The sequence below is a fragment of the Anianabacter salinae genome (genome assembly GCF_019061145.1).
In the GTDB taxonomy this organism is placed as follows: Bacteria; Pseudomonadota; Alphaproteobacteria; order Rhodobacterales; family Rhodobacteraceae; genus Anianibacter; species Anianibacter salinarum.
Genome location: NZ_JAHQZS010000004.1, coordinates 114,998 through 131,803, shown reverse-complemented (window position 1 = coordinate 131,803; position 16,806 = coordinate 114,998). Strand labels below are relative to the sequence as shown.

Annotated in this window: 20 protein-coding genes; 17 read left to right on the top strand and 3 right to left on the bottom strand. The window is 64.5% G+C overall.

The window, feature by feature from the left end:
* Positions 1 to 35 precede the first annotated feature (35 nt).
* From rplO to KTJ87_RS12035, 17 genes are all read left to right on the top strand, one after another.
* The gene (rplO, locus tag KTJ87_RS12115; RefSeq protein ID WP_267139387.1) at positions 36 to 503 is read left to right on the top strand and encodes a 50S ribosomal protein L15; all 468 of its coding nucleotides are present in this window, start codon (positions 36 to 38) and stop codon (positions 501 to 503) included.
* A 103-nt stretch (positions 504 to 606) separates the two neighbouring features.
* Complete coding sequence (secY, locus tag KTJ87_RS12110) at positions 607 to 1,971, top strand: preprotein translocase subunit SecY (protein WP_267139386.1); 1,365 nt, start codon at positions 607 to 609, stop codon at positions 1,969 to 1,971.
* 45 nt (positions 1,972 to 2,016) lie between these two features.
* Positions 2,017 to 2,664 (top strand): adenylate kinase, encoded by a 648-nt coding sequence (locus tag KTJ87_RS12105; RefSeq protein WP_267139385.1) that lies wholly within the window; start codon positions 2,017 to 2,019, stop codon positions 2,662 to 2,664.
* Between the two features lie 104 nt (positions 2,665 to 2,768).
* On the top strand, positions 2,769 to 2,966 hold the full coding sequence (locus tag KTJ87_RS12100; RefSeq protein WP_267139384.1) for a CsbD family protein: 198 nt from the start codon (positions 2,769 to 2,771) through the stop codon (positions 2,964 to 2,966).
* A gap of 285 nt (positions 2,967 to 3,251) precedes the next feature.
* Complete coding sequence (rpsM, locus tag KTJ87_RS12095) at positions 3,252 to 3,620, top strand: 30S ribosomal protein S13 (protein WP_267139383.1); 369 nt, start codon at positions 3,252 to 3,254, stop codon at positions 3,618 to 3,620.
* A 15-nt stretch (positions 3,621 to 3,635) separates the two neighbouring features.
* Positions 3,636 to 4,025: a 30S ribosomal protein S11 gene (gene rpsK / locus KTJ87_RS12090; protein WP_267139382.1), complete on the top strand. Its 390-nt coding sequence runs from the start codon at positions 3,636 to 3,638 to the stop codon at positions 4,023 to 4,025.
* A 114-nt stretch (positions 4,026 to 4,139) separates the two neighbouring features.
* Complete coding sequence (locus tag KTJ87_RS12085) at positions 4,140 to 5,156, top strand: DNA-directed RNA polymerase subunit alpha (RefSeq protein ID WP_267139381.1); 1,017 nt, start codon at positions 4,140 to 4,142, stop codon at positions 5,154 to 5,156.
* Positions 5,157 to 5,316: 160 nt separating this feature from the next.
* Positions 5,317 to 5,736 carry a 50S ribosomal protein L17 gene (gene rplQ, locus KTJ87_RS12080; protein WP_267139380.1) on the top strand — a complete coding sequence of 140 codons (420 nt, stop codon included), beginning with the start codon at positions 5,317 to 5,319 and terminating at the stop codon, positions 5,734 to 5,736.
* A 104-nt stretch (positions 5,737 to 5,840) separates the two neighbouring features.
* Positions 5,841 to 7,160: a replication-associated recombination protein A gene (locus tag KTJ87_RS12075; protein ID WP_267139652.1), complete on the top strand. Its 1,320-nt coding sequence runs from the start codon at positions 5,841 to 5,843 to the stop codon at positions 7,158 to 7,160.
* 31 nt (positions 7,161 to 7,191) lie between these two features.
* Positions 7,192 to 7,569 (top strand): fluoride efflux transporter CrcB, encoded by a 378-nt coding sequence (gene crcB, locus KTJ87_RS12070; RefSeq protein WP_267139379.1) that lies wholly within the window; start codon positions 7,192 to 7,194, stop codon positions 7,567 to 7,569.
* On the top strand, positions 7,566 to 8,606 hold the full coding sequence (locus tag KTJ87_RS12065; protein WP_267139378.1) for an RluA family pseudouridine synthase: 1,041 nt from the start codon (positions 7,566 to 7,568) through the stop codon (positions 8,604 to 8,606). The genes crcB and KTJ87_RS12065 overlap by 4 nt, the downstream gene beginning before the upstream one ends.
* The gene (locus tag KTJ87_RS12060; protein WP_267139377.1) at positions 8,603 to 9,283 is read left to right on the top strand and encodes an HAD-IA family hydrolase; all 681 of its coding nucleotides are present in this window, start codon (positions 8,603 to 8,605) and stop codon (positions 9,281 to 9,283) included. The genes KTJ87_RS12065 and KTJ87_RS12060 overlap by 4 nt, the downstream gene beginning before the upstream one ends.
* Entirely contained in the window at positions 9,283 to 9,999 is a 717-nt protein-coding gene (locus KTJ87_RS12055) for an ATP12 family chaperone protein (RefSeq protein ID WP_267139376.1), read from the top strand. Before KTJ87_RS12060 ends, KTJ87_RS12055 begins: the two co-directional genes overlap by 1 nt.
* A gap of 209 nt (positions 10,000 to 10,208) precedes the next feature.
* Positions 10,209 to 11,225, top strand: coding sequence for an amino acid ABC transporter substrate-binding protein (locus tag KTJ87_RS12050; RefSeq protein ID WP_267139375.1), 1,017 nt, complete (start codon positions 10,209 to 10,211; stop codon positions 11,223 to 11,225).
* Positions 11,226 to 11,357: 132 nt separating this feature from the next.
* Positions 11,358 to 12,572 (top strand): amino acid ABC transporter permease, encoded by a 1,215-nt coding sequence (locus tag KTJ87_RS12045; RefSeq protein WP_267139374.1) that lies wholly within the window; start codon positions 11,358 to 11,360, stop codon positions 12,570 to 12,572.
* A gap of 1 nt (position 12,573) precedes the next feature.
* Entirely contained in the window at positions 12,574 to 13,890 is a 1,317-nt protein-coding gene (locus tag KTJ87_RS12040; RefSeq protein ID WP_267139373.1) for an amino acid ABC transporter permease, read from the top strand.
* A gap of 12 nt (positions 13,891 to 13,902) precedes the next feature.
* Positions 13,903 to 14,703, top strand: coding sequence for an amino acid ABC transporter ATP-binding protein (locus KTJ87_RS12035; RefSeq protein ID WP_323371769.1), 801 nt, complete (start codon positions 13,903 to 13,905; stop codon positions 14,701 to 14,703).
* A gap of 56 nt (positions 14,704 to 14,759) precedes the next feature.
* Here the strand turns inward: KTJ87_RS12035 and KTJ87_RS12030 are convergent, their stop codons facing one another.
* The 3 genes from KTJ87_RS12030 to argB are packed head-to-tail and all read right to left on the bottom strand — an operon-like array spanning position 14,760 to position 16,777.
* Positions 14,760 to 15,269 carry a SixA phosphatase family protein gene (locus KTJ87_RS12030; protein WP_267139372.1) on the bottom strand — a complete coding sequence of 170 codons (510 nt, stop codon included), beginning with the start codon at positions 15,267 to 15,269 and terminating at the stop codon, positions 14,760 to 14,762.
* On the bottom strand, positions 15,266 to 15,910 hold the full coding sequence (locus tag KTJ87_RS12025) for a ferredoxin (protein ID WP_267139371.1): 645 nt from the start codon (positions 15,908 to 15,910) through the stop codon (positions 15,266 to 15,268). Before KTJ87_RS12025 ends, KTJ87_RS12030 begins: the two co-directional genes overlap by 4 nt.
* Positions 15,911 to 15,913: 3 nt before the next feature.
* Positions 15,914 to 16,777 (bottom strand): acetylglutamate kinase, encoded by an 864-nt coding sequence (gene argB / locus KTJ87_RS12020; protein WP_267139370.1) that lies wholly within the window; start codon positions 16,775 to 16,777, stop codon positions 15,914 to 15,916.
* Between the last annotated feature and the right edge of the window lie 29 nt (positions 16,778 to 16,806).

The following is a 16,806-nucleotide window of genomic DNA, read 5'->3' as shown; positions in this document are numbered from 1 at the left end:
CGCTTCATCCCCCGCATCCGGCAAGGAGAAGCGATATGAAACTGAACGAACTCCGGGACAATCCCGGCGCCACCAAGAAACGTATGCGCGTTGGCCGCGGCCCCGGTTCCGGCAAGGGCAAGATGGCCGGCCGTGGTATCAAGGGCCAAAATTCCCGCTCGGGCGTTGCGATCAACGCTTACGAGGGTGGCCAGATGCCGCTCTACCAGCGGCTTCCCAAGCGCGGCTTCAACCAGCCGAACCGCAAGAAATTCGCCGTGGTGAACCTTGGCCTGATCGAAAAGTTCATCGAGGCCGGCAAGCTGTCGACCGACATCACCGAGGACAGCCTCGTGGAATCGGGCCTTGTTCGGCGCAAGCTGGACGGCGTTCGCGTGCTGGCAAAGGGCGATGTGACCCGGAAACTCTCGATCTCCGTGACCGGCGCATCGCGTTCGGCCATCGAAGCGGTCGAGAAGGCGGGCGGCTCGCTGAAGGTCACGACCGCGTCGGCGGCTGAGTAAACGGTTGTGAGGGGCGCCTTGGCCCCTTACATCGACAAACAGTTTTCCAGCGCCGCCGACCGGAAGACCGGTTCGGCGGCGTTTACCTGAAAAGAGATCGCGAATGGCTTCTGCAGCAGAGCAAATGGCGGCGAACATCAGCTGGGGGGCCTTGGGGAAGGCGACCGAGCTTCGTCAGCGCATTGTCTTCACCCTCGGGCTTCTCATCGTCTACCGCCTTGGCACCTATATCCCGGTGCCCGGCATCGACGGCCAGGAACTGCGGGCCTTCTTTGAAAACGCATCCGCGGGAATCGGCGGCATCCTGAACATGTTCACCGGCGGCGCGATCAGCCGGATGGGCATCTTCGCGCTGGGGATCATGCCCTACATCTCGGCGTCGATCATCGTGCAGCTTCTGACGGCGATGGTTCCCCAGCTTGAGCAACTCAAGAAAGAGGGCGAGCAGGGGCGCAAGAAGATCAACCAGTATACCCGCTACGGCACGGTGTTCCTGGCGACGTTCCAGGCCTACGGTCTGGCCGTGTCGCTGGAAGCGGGCGATCTGGCGGTCGATCCGGGCTGGTATTTCCGCGCTGCCACGGTCGTGACGCTGGTCGGCGGCACCATGTTCCTGATGTGGCTGGGCGAGCAGATCACCGCACGCGGCGTCGGCAACGGCATCTCTCTCATCATCTTCGTCGGCATCATCGCCGAGGTTCCCGCCGCGCTGGCCCAATTCCTCAGCCAGGGTCGGTCCGGTTCGATCAGCCCCGCAGTAATCATCGGGGTGATCCTGATGGTCCTTGTGGTGATCGCCTTCGTGGTGTTCATGGAACGGGCGCTGCGCAAGATCCATATCCAGTATCCGCGCCGTCAGGTCGGCATGAAGACCTATGACGGTGGCTCGTCGCACCTGCCGATCAAGGTGAACCCGGCGGGCGTGATCCCGGCGATCTTCGCCTCGTCGCTGCTGTTGCTGCCGACCACGATCTCGACCTTCTCGGGGTCGCAGACCGGCCCGGTGATGGCGACGATCCTGGCCTATTTCGGCCCCGGCCAGCCGCTGTATCTGGCGTTCTTCACCGGCATGATCGTGTTCTTCACGTTCTTCTACACCTTCAACGTGTCCTTCAAGACCGATGACGTGGCCGACAACCTGCGCAAGCAGAACGGGTTTGTCCCCGGCATCCGCCCCGGCAAGAAGACCGAGGAATATCTCGACTACGTCGTGACGCGTATCCTGGTGCTTGGTTCGGGCTACCTGGCCCTTGTGTGCCTGCTGCCCGAGATCATCCGTTCGCAGTTCGCCATTCCGTTCTACTTTGGCGGCACATCCGTGCTGATCGTGGTGTCGGTGACGATGGACACCATCCAGCAGGTTCAGTCGCATCTTCTGGCGCACCAGTACGAAGGCCTGATCGAGAAATCGCAGCTGCGCGGCAAACGGCGTGGAAAGACGGGCAAGAAAGCTCCTGCGCGCCGCTGAGGAGGCGGTGCGCACAAAGAGCGGCCCAAATTGGGGGACACCTAGATGAACATCATTCTGCTCGGCCCGCCCGGGGCCGGTAAGGGAACGCAGGCCCGCATTCTGGTGGACGAGCGCCAGATGGTGCAGCTTTCGACCGGCGACATGCTGCGCGAGGCGCGCACGTCCGGAACCGACATGGGCCGCAAGGTGGCAGAGGTGATGGACCGCGGCGATCTGGTCACCGACGAGATAGTAATCGGCCTGATCCGTGAAAAGCTGGAAGGCGACGCGGCCCCCGGCGGGTTCATCTTCGACGGCTTTCCGCGCACGCTGGCGCAGGCCGACGCCCTCGGCGCGCTGCTGGACGAGATGGGCCAGTCGCTTGATGCCGTGATCGAGATGCGCGTCGACGACGAGGCGCTGGTTGACCGGATCACCGCGCGTTCGACCTGTGCCAACTGCGGCGAGGTCTACAATGACCACACCAAGCCGCCGCCCGCCGATGGTGTCTGCACCAACTGCGGCCAGAAGACCGAGTTCAAGCGCCGCGCCGACGACAATGCCGACAGCCTCAAGACCCGGCTGATGGCGTATTACAAGCAGACGTCGCCGCTGATCGGCTACTACTATGCCAAGGGCGATCTGACCGTGATCGACGGACTCGGCGAGATCGACGAAGTCTCGGGCGAGATCAAGCGAATCCTCGGCTGATCGGAGGGCGATTGCCGCCCGGTCACGCCGCCCCTGCCGGAACCATGCACCGGGCTTTGCCGTTCTCTCCGTAAGCAAATCATTCAAGCTTATGGAGGCCCCAGATGAATTGGGATCAAGTGCAAGGCAAGTGGAAGCAGATGACGGGCGAGGCGCAGGTTCAGTGGGGCAAGCTGACCAATGACGACTTCGACCAGGCCGAAGGCAACCGTGACAAGCTGGCGGGCAAGATCCAGGAACGCTACGGGATCAGCAAGGAAGAGGCGCAGAAACAGGTCGACGACTGGGCCGCGTCCATGTGATCCTTGGGGCGCGCCAAGGCCCTGACCCGGGCACGGCGCCCACACATTGAACAGCTGAAGCGCATCCTGTCCGGCGCGCTTCAGCTTTTGCTTGACACAGGGTTGACGATGCGCGCGCCAGCCTTTAACTCACGCCATCTCTGACAGAGAATCGCGTAGAGTTCCCGGACACCCCGGAGATTCGAACATCGACATTCAGCTGCGGCCCGTAGGCGGAAGCCTTCGGGCTTACGTTGTGAAAAAAGGTTCTGGAATTACGGAACCGCAACGAAAGGAAAGTACCAAGTGGCACGTATTGCCGGCGTAAACATCCCGACTTCCAAGCGGGTGCCGATCGCCTTGACCTACATCACCGGAATTGGCCCGTCCTCGGCCCGTTCGATCTGCGATGCCGTCGGCATCGACCAGGCCCGCCGCGTCAACGAGCTGTCGGATGCCGACGTGCTTGCCATCCGCGAACACATTGACGCGAACTTCACCGTCGAGGGTGACCTGCGCCGCGAGACGCAGATGAACATCAAGCGCCTCATGGACCTGGGCTGCTACCGCGGCCTGCGCCATCGCCGCAACCTCCCCGTGCGCGGTCAGCGCACGCACACCAACGCTCGCACCCGCAAGGGGCCTGCGAAGGCCATTGCCGGCAAGAAGAAATAAGGGAGGCACGGATCAATGGCACGCGATCGTCGCGCGACAAAGCGCAAGGTATCGAAGAACATCGCCGCTGGTGTGGCGCATGTGAATTCTTCGTTCAACAACACCAAGATCCTGATCTCGGACGTTCAGGGCAACGCCATCGCATGGTCGTCTTCGGGCACCATGGGCTTCAAGGGTTCGCGCAAATCGACTCCCTACGCCGCCCAGATGGCTGCCGAGGACGCCGGACGCAAGGCACAGGAACACGGCGTGAAAACGCTCGAAGTCGAAGTGCAGGGCCCTGGCTCTGGCCGCGAATCCGCGCTGCGCGCGCTGGCGGCTGTCGGCTTCAACATCACGTCGATCCGGGATGTGACGCCGATGGCGCACAACGGATGCCGCCCGCCCAAGCGTCGCCGCGTCTGACCTGAAACATTATCATCTCGGCCTGCGGGAGACCGCGGGCCGAGTACGTCATTTGAACCTCGGGCGTCCGCCGCTATCGGACATGAGCAGCGGACAAGAATGGAGGCGACACGCATGATCCACAAGAACTGGCAAGAGCTGATCAAGCCGACTCAGCTTGAAATCAAGCCGGGCAACGAACCTGCACGTCAGGCAACCGTCATCGCCGAACCGCTGGAGCGCGGCTTTGGCCTGACGCTTGGCAACGCGCTGCGCCGCGTCCTGCTGTCGTCGCTTCAGGGCGCCGCGATCACCAGCGTGCAGATCGACAACGTGCTGCACGAATTCTCGTCGGTCGCGGGTGTCCGCGAGGACGTGACCGACATCGTCCTGAACCTCAAGGGCGTCGCCCTGCGCATGGACGTCGAGGGGCCGAAGCGCCTGTCGATCCAGGCCAAGGGTCCGGGCGTCGTCACCGCCGGTGACATCTCGGAATCGGCCGGTATCGAGGTTCTGAACCGCGATCACGTCATCTGCCACCTCGACGAGGGTGCGGACGTGTTCATGGAACTGACCGTCAACACCGGCAAGGGCTATGTCGCGGCCGACAAGAACCGGCCCGAAGACGCGCCCATCGGGTTGATCCCGATCGATGCGATCTATTCGCCGGTCAAGCGCGTCTCCTACGAGGTCACCCCGACCCGTGAGGGTCAGGTGCTCGACTACGACAAGCTGACGTTGAAGATTGAGACCGATGGCTCGCTGACCCCCGACGATGCCGTGGCCTACGCCGCGCGCATTCTTCAGGACCAGCTTGGCATCTTCGTCAACTTCGACGAGCCGGAAAGCGCATCGCGTCAGGACGACGACGACGGGCTCGAGTTCAACCCGCTTCTTCTCAAGAAAGTGGACGAGCTGGAACTGTCGGTGCGTTCGGCCAACTGCCTCAAGAACGACAACATCGTCTACATCGGCGATCTCATCCAGAAGACCGAAGCCGAGATGCTGCGCACCCCGAACTTCGGCCGCAAGTCGCTGAACGAGATCAAAGAAGTGTTGTCGGGCATGAGCCTGCACCTTGGCATGGACGTCGAGGAATGGCCGCCCGAGAACATCGAGGACCTGGCCAAGAAGTACGAAGACCAGTTCTGATCGAACAGTCGCAGGGCGGGGCACGTCCTGCCCTGCGGCTACTGAAACGACTGGGCATCGCGGGGCACCCCCCGCATTGCCCCAAGGAGAGGGCCACACACGCATTTGGTCCCGGACAAAGCAAAACCGCCCGTAGAGGGCACAGATACGGAGAAATACCATGCGTCACGCCAGCGGATACCGCCGCCTGAATCGCACCCACGAGCACCGCAAGGCGCTGTGGGCGAACATGGCCGGCTCGCTCATCGAACATGAGCAGATCAAGACCACCTTGCCGAAGGCCAAGGAACTCAAGCGGATCATCGACAAGCTGATTACGCTGGGCAAGCGCGGCGACCTGCACGCGCGCCGTCAGGCCGCATCGCAGCTCAAGCAGGACGCGTATGTCGCGAAACTGTTCGAGATTCTCGGCCCGCGCTATGCCGAGCGCACCGGCGGCTATTGCCGCGTTCTCAAGGCGGGCTTCCGCTATGGCGACATGGCCCCGATGGCGATCATCGAGCTTGTCGACCGCGATCCGTCCGCGAAAGGCGCCGCCGACAAGGCCCGCGTCGAAGCCGAGGAAGCCGCCGAGGATTGATCCTCGCGCCGCCTTGCACGACCCCGAAGGCCCGCCGCATGGCGGGCTTTCTTCATTTCAGCCAAGCCTTCCCCAAGGCCGCCGCAGAGCATAGCTTTCCCCTCATGGCCGATCTCTTCGACACCCCGCCGGGCGCACCCCGGCCCGCCAGCACCGCGCCGCGCCCGCTTGCCGACCGGCTGCGCCCGCGTGCGCTGTCCGAGGTGATCGGGCAGGAAAAGACCATTGGCCCGGATGGCCCGCTTGGCGTGATGCTGGGGTCCGGCAGCCTGTCGTCGCTGATCTTCTGGGGCCCCCCGGGTGTCGGCAAGACCACCATCGCGCGGCTTCTGGCGGATGAGACGGACCTGCATTTCGTCCAGATCAGTGCGATCTTTTCGGGCGTCGCCGACCTGAAAAAGGTGTTCGAGGCCGCGCGGCACCGCCGCGAGAACGGGCAGGGCACGCTGCTTTTCGTCGACGAGATCCACCGCTTCAACAAGGCCCAGCAGGACGGGTTCCTGCCCCACATGGAAGACGGCACGATCCTTCTGGTCGGCGCCACCACAGAGAACCCGTCGTTTGAATTGAACGCCGCGCTTCTCAGCCGCGCGCAGGTTCTGGTGCTGGACCGGCTGAGCCTTGCCGATCTGGAACGGCTGGCGCAACGGGCCGAGGCCGAGCTTGGGCGCAAGCTGCCGCTTGTGGCGGAAGCGCGCGAGGCGCTGCTGGAGATGTCCGATGGCGATGGCCGCGCGCTGCTGAACCTGATCGAACAGGTGGCGGCGTGGAAGACCGAGGCACCGCTTGCCACCGAGCAACTGACCCAGCGTCTGCAACGCCGCGCCGCGCAATACGACAAGTCGGGCGAGGCGCACTACAATTTGATCTCGGCGCTGCACAAATCGGTGCGCGGCTCTGACCCCGACGCGGCGCTTTACTGGTTGGCGCGCATGCTGACGGGCGGCGAAGACCCGCGCTTTCTGGCCCGCCGCATCACACGGATGGCGGTCGAGGACATCGGCTTGGCCGATCCGCAGGCGCAGCGCCTGTGCCTCGATGCGTGGGAAACCTATGAACGGCTTGGCTCGCCCGAGGGGGAACTGGCGTTGGCGCAGGCGGTCGTGTACCTCGCGCTCGCCCCGAAATCGAACGCGGTCTATGTCGCCTACAAGGCCGCGATGGCCGCCTCGAAGAAGACCGGAAGCGAGCCGCCGCCGATGGTCATTCGCAACGCGCCCACCAAGCTGATGAAGGAACAGGGCTACGGCGCGGGCTATGCCTATGACCACGACGCCGAGGATGGCTTTTCGGGGCAGGACTATTTCCCCGACGGCATGAAGCGCGGCGTCTACTATGTGCCCGTGGAACGCGGGTTTGAACGCGATCTCAAGAAGCGGCTCGACTGGTTCGTGAAACTCCGCGACAAGCGGCACGGCGGTTGACACTGTTTCGACGCAGCGAAAGACAAGCGACATGATCCTGACCCTGGCCAAAGTCGCCCTTGGCGGCGCACTCGGCGCTTCGGCGCGTTACCTGACGGGCGCCGCGATGGTGCGCCTGATGGGGCACGGCTTTCCCTATGGCACGATGACGGTGAACATCGTCGGCTCGTTCCTGATGGGCGTGTTCGTGGTCGCGGCGGCCGAGAAGGGCCTGACGCCGCTGTCGCCCTTCGTGATGACCGGCATCCTGGGCGGCTTCACAACATTCTCGGCCTTCTCGCTGGACACCGTGGCGCTGATCGAGCGTGGGCAGACCGGGGCGGCGCTGCTGTATGTCGGGCTGTCGGTCGCGCTGTCTGTTGGCGCGCTGGTGGCCGGGATGACTGCGGCACGGGGGCTATTCGCATGAGCGGCGTTCAACAGGTCACGGTCGGCAACGACGAGTCGGAACAGCGGCTGGATCGCTGGTTCAAGCGGCATTTCCCGCACATCCCGCAGGGCCGCGTCGAAAAGCTGTGCCGCAAGGGCGAAATCCGCGTTGATGGCGCGCGGGTCAAGGCCGCGTCGCGCGTGGCGCCGGGGCAGGTCGTGCGCATTCCGCCCTTGCCCGACACCGCCGCGCCCGCCTCTGACCGTCCGCTTGTGTCCGATGCCGACGCCGAGATGATGCGCCGCGCGGTGCTCTACCGCGACGACCATATCATCGTCCTGAACAAGCCTGCCGGGCTGCCGACGCAAGGCGGGTCCAAGCAGACACGCCACGTCGACGGTCTGGCCGAGGCTCTGCGCTTTGGATACGAGGACAAGCCGCGCCTCGTGCACCGGCTGGACAAGGACACCTCGGGCCTCCTGGTGCTGGCGCGCACGCAGGCGGTCGCAGGCAAGCTGACCGGCGCCTTCCGCGCCCGCGTCACGCGCAAGATCTACTGGGCCGCCGTCGCGGGCGTGCCGCATCCGCAGATGGGAACGATTCGCTATGGCCTTGTGAAGGCGCCGGGCCGGGGGCTGAAGGGCGAGGCGGAAAAGATGATCTGCGTGCACCCCGACGAGATTGACAAAACCCCCGACGCCAAGCGCGCGGTGAGCGACTACGCGGTGCTGAGCAGGCTTGCCAGCCGCGCGGCATGGGTGGCGCTGGTCCCGGTGACGGGCCGGACACACCAGCTTCGGGCGCATATGGCCGAGCTTGGCCACCCGATCATCGGCGACGGCAAGTATGGCGGCTCGGGACAGGTCAACGAGGGCGACGGCTGGGGTGCGCAGCTTGGCGGCGAGATCAGCCGCAAGATGCACCTGCACGCCCGGCACCTGAAGATCGAGCATCCCGTCTCGGGCGCTTTGATGCACTTCACCGCGCCGCTGCCCGACCACATGGCGCGCAGCTGGGAGATGTTCGACTGGCGGGCCGAGGACGTGCCGACCGATCCCTTCGAGGATCTCGAATGAAGCTGCGGCTGGCGATCTTCGACGTCGACGGCACCCTGATCGACAGCCAGAACGCGATCCTCGCGGGCATGTCGGCGGCGTTCGAGGCGGAGCGGCTGACAGCGCCGGACCGGGGCGCCGTCCTGTCCATCGTAGGGCTGTCGTTGCCCGAAGCGATGGCACGGCTTGCGCCCGAAGCGGACGCGGCGGCACAGGCGCGGCTGGTCGAGGGCTACAGGACGGCGATCATCTCGGCACGCCATATGGGCCGGGCCGAGGCAGCCGCGCCGCTGTATGACGGCATACGGGACGTGCTGGACCATCTGCGCGGGCGCGATGCGATGCTTCTGGGCGCGGCGACCGGCAAGGCGCGGCGCGGATTCGACCACATGACAGACGCGCATGGGCTGGCAGGCTATTTCCAGACGATCCAGACCGCTGACCTGCACCCGTCCAAGCCGCACCCGTCGATGATTCATGCGGCGCTGTCGGACACCGGCATCGACGCGGATTGCGCCGTGATGATCGGAGACACCACCTTCGATATCGAGATGGGCCGCGCCGCAGGGGTCAGGACCCTTGGCGTGGCCTGGGGCTATCACGCGGTGGACGCGCTACGGCAGGCGGGGGCGGACGCCATCGTCGATGATCCCCGCGCGCTTGTCGCCTCCGTGGACGAAATTCTGGGTACGCACTGATGTCTGAATGGAAACTTCGCCGGTTCTGGAAGGCAGCGGCTGTCGAGGCCGACGCGGAAGGCTATCGCATCGTTCTTGATGGGCGCCCCGTGCGCACCCCCGCAAAGGCGCCGCTTGTCGTGCCAAGCGCGGCGTTCGCCGAAGAGATCCGTGCAGAGTGGGAAGCGCAGGGCGACGAGATCCAGCCGCTGACGATGCCCGCCACCCGCGCCGCGAACGCCGCCATCGACCGCGTCGCGCCGCAACAGGCCGAGGTGGCGCAGATGCTGGCATCCTATGGGGACGCCGACCTGACCTGCTACCGCGCCGGGACGCCAGCGGAACTGGCTGAGCGACAAGCTGCGGCCTGGGACCCGCTTCTGGACTGGGCGCACGACCGCTATGGCGCGCGGCTGATCCCGGTGCAGGGCGTGATGCACGCGCCGCAGGCCCCCGGTGCGCTGGGCCGCCTGGCCGCGCCCCTGCACGCCATGACGGCCTTTGAATTGACGGCCGCGCACGACCTGATTTCCCTTTCTGGATCGCTGGTCATCGGGCTTGCCGCGACCGAGGAATTGCACCCGCCAGAGCGGCTTTGGGACCTGTCGAGAATCGATGAAGACTGGCAGGCAGAGCTTTGGGGGGCCGATGAAGAGGCTCAGGCACTGTCGGACGAGCGCCGCGATGCTTTTCTGAATGCCGCGCGTTTTTTCCACATGGTCGCGAAAAAAACCTGACTGTCGAAACCCTTGACGCAGTTTTGGGCGGTGCACGAAAAAGGGTAGGACGCTGTGTAATCAGGCAGCACTTGCTTGACGTCTTGGCCGAATTCCGCCCACACTCCCCCCACTGATGGGGAGAAATCCTTGCTCAATTCCACGTCGCCTGCCTACGCGGGCGTCAAAAAACGTTCCAACAAGGGAACGACAATCAGGAAGAGGTAAGTATGACCAAAAAGATCATTCTTGGCGCACTCGCGGTCGCGGGCCTTTCGGCGGGGGCTGCAGCAGCGGCCACGCTCGATGACGTCAAGGCACGGGGCAACCTGAACTGCGGCGTGACCACCGGCCTGACCGGCTTTGCGGCACCCGACGCAAACGGCGTCTGGGAAGGCTTTGATGTCGGCGTCTGCCGCGCTGTCGCCGCTGCCGTCTTCGGCGACCCGATGGCCGTCGAGTTCACGCCCACCACGGGCCAGACCCGTTTTACAGCACTGTCCTCGGGCGAGATCGACATGCTCGCCCGGAACACCACCTGGACCTTCACCCGTGACGTCGACCTCAAGTTCGAATTCACCGGCGTCAACTACTACGATGGTCAGGGCTTCATGGTGCCCAAGGCGCTTGGCGTCTCGTCCGCCAAGGACCTGGACGGCGCGACCGTCTGCATCCAGACCGGCACCACCACCGAGCTGAACCTCGCCGACTACTTCCGCGCGAACAACATCAGCTACGAGCCGGTTCCGATCGAGACCAACGCCGAGGCGCAGCAGCAGTATCTTGCGAACGCCTGTGACGTCTACACGACCGACGCGTCCGGCCTTGCCGCGACCCGTGCGACCTTCGAGAACCCGGGCGATCACGTCGTTCTGCCAGAGATCATCTCGAAAGAACCGCTTGGCCCGCTTGTTCGCCACGGCGACAGCGAATGGGGCGACATCGTGCGCTGGACCCTCAACGCGCTGATCGTGGCGGAAGAGCTTGGCGTGACCTCGGCCAACATCGACGAGCTGGTCGCGGGCACCAACAACCCCGAGATCAACCGTCTTCTGGGCACCGAGGGCGAGCTTGGCCCGATGCTGGGTCTCGAAACCGACTGGGCCGTGAACGCCATCAAGGCGGGCGGCAACTACGGCGAGCTGTTCGAGAAGAACATCGGCGAGAACACCCCGATCGGCCTGTCGCGCGGCCTTAACGCGCAGTGGACCGACGGCGGTCTGCTCTACGCACCGCCCTTCCGTTAAGGGCAAGTCAGGAAGGGCGCGGTCAATCCGCGCCCTTCCCGCATTCAGATCAAAGAAAAAACACCTGGGCCAAGGCTGCCGAAAAAGAGCAGCCGACTTGAAATGCGCCAGGGAACACAGGGAACGTCAGCCATGACGACGATGTCCGATCCTCCTCGGGAGTCTTTTCGGCTAAGCCAGCTTATCTACGACACAAGGTATCGATCGCTGACCATCCAGGTCGTCGCCACGATCTTGCTGGCGGTGATGATCTTCTGGCTCATCAACAACACGGTCCAGAACCTCGCGGCGTTGGGCAAGGATTTCGACTTTGGTTTCCTTGGCCAGAGGGCCGGGTACGACATCAACCAGCGCCTGCTGGAGTATTCGTCTGCTTCGACGCATGGCAAGGCGGCCCTGATCGGCATTCTGAACACCTTGCTCGTCGCGTTTCTCGGCTGCATTCTGGCAACCGTTCTTGGCGTGATCGCGGGCGTCCTGCGGCTGTCGTCCAACTGGGTCGTCGCACGGCTCATGGCGGTCTATGTCGAGGGCTTCCGCAACGTGCCCCTGCTGCTGTGGATCATCGCGATCTTCGCGGTAATGACCGAATCCACCCCATCGCCGCGCGATTTCCGCGAAGGCGGCAGTGCCTCGATGATGCTGGGCGACACGCTCGCGGTGACGAACCGCGGCGTGTATGTGCCCATGCCGGTCTGGGGTCCGGGGTCCTGGGTCGTGGTCGTGGTGTTCCTTCTGTCGCTCGTCGGCATCTTCGCCTACCGCCGCCTTGCGCGCAAAAGACAGGAAGCGACGGGACAGATCCTGCCGGTGTTCCGCGTCTCGCTGGCGCTGTTCTTCCTCCCTGCGATCCTCGCCTATTTCGTGATGGGCGGTCCTGTTTCGCTCAACTATCCCGAACTCGGCGGCTTCAATTTTGACGGTGGCCTGCACCTGCGCAACTCTCTCATCGCGCTGTGGCTGGCGCTGTCGCTCTATACCGGCGCCTTCATCGCCGAGATCGTGCGCGGCGGCATCCTGTCGGTGTCCAAGGGCCAGACCGAGGCGTCCTTCGCGCTTGGCCTGCGTCCGAACCGCACGATGAACCTTGTGGTCCTGCCGCAGGCGATGCGGGTCATCGTGCCGCCACTAATCTCGCAATACCTCAACCTGACCAAGAACTCGTCGCTCGCCATCGCCGTCGGCTACATGGACGCGCGCTCGACCCTTGGGGGGATCACCATCAACCAGACCGGGCGAGAGCTTGAGGGGATGCTGCTGCTTGGCGCGTTCTACCTCGTGCTCAGTCTCGCCATTTCGGGCGTGATGAACATCTACAACGCCTCGATCAAGCTGAAGGAGCGGTGAGATGAGCGACACGCACGCACAAACGGTCCGCTTCGTCCGGCAGGAAATGATGCCCGAACGCGCCCCGCCGATCCGCGAGGCGGGGGCGGTCAAGTGGCTGCGCGAGAACCTGTTCTCAAGCTGGCTGAACGCGATCCTCACGCTCGTCTCGCTCTACGCGGTCTACTACATCCTCAGCCATGTGCTGCCCTGGATGGTGTTTGGCATCTGGGACGCGAATTCCCTGACCGAATGCCGCGCCGTACGGGATGAGCTGTATGGCGAGAATGCCTCTGTCGCCTGCTGGGCGGTGCTGGCCGATCGCTGGCAGCAGTTGATGTTCGGCTTCTACCCGTCCGAGTTCTACTGGCGCCCCGTTCTGGCCGTCGTCGTGTTCCTCGTCGCGTTGGGGCCGATCCTGTTCTCGGGCTTTCCGCGTCAGGCGATCTGGTTCTCGGCTGCAAGTCCGTTCCTGATGTACCTGCTTCTGTGGGGTGGCACGATCTGGGGGCCGCTGGTCGTCATCGTGGGCTTCGTGATCGGCGTCGTCGCATTCCAGCTCTTGGCGAAGGTCGCGGGAAACATCGTCGGGGGACTGGCATCGATCATCCTGCCGATCCTGTTCTGGCTGTTCGCGGCGGGTCCGCTGGCCAGCGCACTGGCCGCCGCCCTTCCCATCGGCCTGACCTTCGTTCCGTCCGACGATTTCGGCGGCTTCATGCTGTCGTTCATCATCGGCATCGCCGGGATCACGCTGTCCCTGCCGCTGGGCATCCTGTTGGCGCTTGGGCGGCAATCGGACCTGTTCATCATCAACAAGGTCTCTGTCGCCTTCATCGAGATCATCCGCGGCGTGCCGCTGATCGTCTGGCTGTTCACGGCATCCTTGCTGCTGAACTACTTCCTGCCACCCGGCACGAACTTTGATCTGATGCTGCGGGTCATCATCATGGTGACCTTCTTCGCCTCGGCCTACATCGCCGAGGTGGTCCGGGGCGGTCTCGCGGCGCTGCCGCGCGGCCAGTACGAGGCAGCCGATGCGCTTGGCCTCGACTATGCCAAGTCGATGCGGCTCATCATCCTGCCGCAGGCTCTCAAGATCTCGATCCCCGGCATCGTCAACACCTTCATCGGGCTCTTCAAGGATACCACGCTGGTCGTCTTCATCGGCCTGCTCGATCCCATCGGCCTGTCGAACGCCATCCGGGCGACGACCGACTGGAACGGTATCTACTGGGAGCTTTTCGTCTTCATCGGCCTTCTGTTCTTCATCTGCTGCTTCGGCATGGGCCGCTATTCGCTGTGGTTGGAGCGCAAGCTTCAGACCGGCCATCGTTAAGGGAACCTGCACATGACCGACGCTGCAACCAACGTCGCCGAGCGCGAAATCGACCGGACCCAGATGCAGGTCTCTGACGAGGTCGCGATCCAGGTCGAGAACATGAACAAGTGGTTCGGGACCTTCCACGTCCTGCGCGACATCGACCTGACCGTCTACCGGGGCGAGCGGATCGTGGTGTGCGGGCCTTCGGGGTCTGGCAAATCCACGCTGATCCGCTGCATAAACCGGCTGGAGGAACACCAGCAGGGCAAGATCGTCGTCGACGGGATCGAGCTGACGAGCGATCTCAAGAACATCGACAAGGTCCGCTCCGAGGTCGGGATGGTGTTCCAGCACTTCAACCTGTTCCCGCACCTTACGATCCTCGAAAACTGCACCCTCGCGCCGATCTGGGTCCGCAAGACCCCCAAGCGCGAGGCCGAGGAAATCGCGATGCACTTTCTGGAGAAGGTGAAGATCCCGGAACAGGCGCTGAAATACCCGGGCCAGCTTTCGGGCGGGCAGCAACAGCGCGTGGCCATCGCCCGGTCGCTGTGCATGAAGCCCCGGATCATGCTGTTCGACGAACCGACATCTGCGCTTGACCCCGAGATGATCAAGGAAGTGCTCGACACGATGATCGAGCTTGCCGAAGAGGGCATGACGATGATCTGCGTGACCCACGAGATGGGCTTTGCGCAGGCGGTGGCGAACCGCGTGATCTTCATGGACGCGGGCCAGATCGTCGAACAGAACGAGCCGAAGGAATTCTTCAACAACCCGCAATCGGATCGGACCAAGCTGTTCCTCAGCCAGATCCTCGGACACTGACGTTTCCCGGACGCACATCGAAAGCCCCGGCCAGCCGCGCCGGGGCCTTCGCGTTCTTAGGCGACACCCAGATCGCGCGGCACGATGAAATCGACCACCTCGCCTGCGCCCCAGATCGCCGCGGCCCAGTCGTCGATGTCGAACCGCATCACCGTCACGGCGGCGGTGGGATACTGCAGGAACCTTGGGTGTTTCGGCGGCGTCCTGACCAGCAGGCTTGCCGCCTCGCCGATGCCTTCGTTGTGGCCAAGCAGCAGGATCGTCCGGCCCTCGGACCGTTGCAGCACCTTCAGAAGGCGCATTGAACTGGCCAGATACAGATCGCGCGTCCAGATCACCCGTTCGGGCGCGGGCAGGTGCGGCGCAAGCCCCTCCCAGGTTTCGCGTGTGCGCCGGGCGGTCGAGGACAGGACAGTGTCCGGCAGGTGCCTCTGCGCGGAAAGCCAGGTGCCGACCGCGTCCGCCGACCTGCGCCCCCGGTCGTTGAGGCTGCGTTCATGGTCGTCCAGAAGCGGGTCGTCCCAGGCCGATTTCGCGTGCCGCATCAGGATCAAGGTCTTGGTCATCCGGCGAAGGCCCTCATGTGGAATGCCGATTGTTCCGCGCGGCGCCCGTAGGCCTGGCTGACGGGGCAGGCCCGGCGCACAAGGCAGCCGCCCCGGCAGGCCTCGCCTTCAGGTGACCGCACATGCGCCTTGCACAGCGGCACGTCATAGCCGCTGGGGGTAAGCGCGCCTGCAGGGCACGCCGCCCGGCAGGGCTGCCCCGCGCAGGTGTCGCAGGGCGCCCTGGCGGGGGCGCCGAGGTCCAGCGCGCCCTGAAGCACCAGTGCACCGCGATACGACACCATCAGCCCCGCGCTGCGGTGCACCAGAAGGCCGACGGGCGACTGCCAAGCCGCGCCGGACCGCAGCGCCCAGTCGATGAAGGGGCGGAACGGCGGGCCGCCGAAGGGAAATTCCGCCCGCGCGCCAATCCTGTCTGCCAGCGCAGTGACCACGCGCCGCGACCAGCGGTCCAGTGGATCGGGCAGGCCATCGCCGTATTCGTCCGACCCTGTGAACCTGTCCCAGAACCCCGGCTCGCGCGGGCCCAGCAGCACGATGGTCGCGCCGTCCACACCATCCTTCGGCTCGGCGTGCAGGGCGCCCAGGACGGACAGCGACCATTCCGATGCGGCGGCGTCGATCTCGGCCAACCGCGTCATCTCTCAGACCGCGCGGATCAGCGAGCCTGCGCCGTGATCGGTGAACAGCTCCAACAGGCAGGCATTGGGCGCGCGTCCGTCAAGGATGACCACCGCGCGCACGCCGCCCTCCAGCGCGTCAAGCGCGGTTTCCGTCTTGGGGATCATCCCGCCGGCGATCACGCCATCTGTCGTCATCTGGCGGATCTGCGCGGCGTTGAGCGCGGTCAACACCTCGCCCTCGGCATTCTTCACGCCCGACACGTCGGTCAGCAGCAGCAGGCGATCCGCCTTGAGCGCAGCAGCGATGGCGCCCGCCGCAGTGTCGCCGTTGACGTTGTAGGTCTCGCCGTTCCGGCCCGCGCCGATGGGGGCGATCACCGGAATGATCTCGGCCGCAGCAAGCGAGCGCAGGTAGTCGACGCTCATCTCTACGGGGGTGCCGACAAAGCCGAGGTCGGGGTCGGTCTGGTCGCAGACCATCAGGTTCGCGTCCTTGCCGGACAGCCCGATTGCCTTGCCGCCCGCCGCGTTGATCGCCTGCACGATGCGCTTGTTCACCCGGCCCGACAGCACCATTTCGACCACCTCGACGGTGGCCTCGTCGGTGATGCGCTTGCCATTGCGGAACTCGGATTGCACGCCCAGCTTGGCGAGCATCTCGTTAATCATCGGGCCGCCGCCATGCACGACGACGGGGTTCACGCCGACCTGCTGCATCAGCACCACGTCGCGCGCGAAACTGGCCATGCCCTCGTCCGAGCCCATCGCGTGGCCGCCCAGCTTGATGACCACGGTGGCGCCATCATAGCGCTGAAGGTAGGGCAGGGCGGCGTTCAACGTGCGCGCGGTGGCGATCCAGTCTCGGTTCATGGTCTGCTTCTTCATCGGGGAAAGGTCCTCGTGCCGCCCAATGG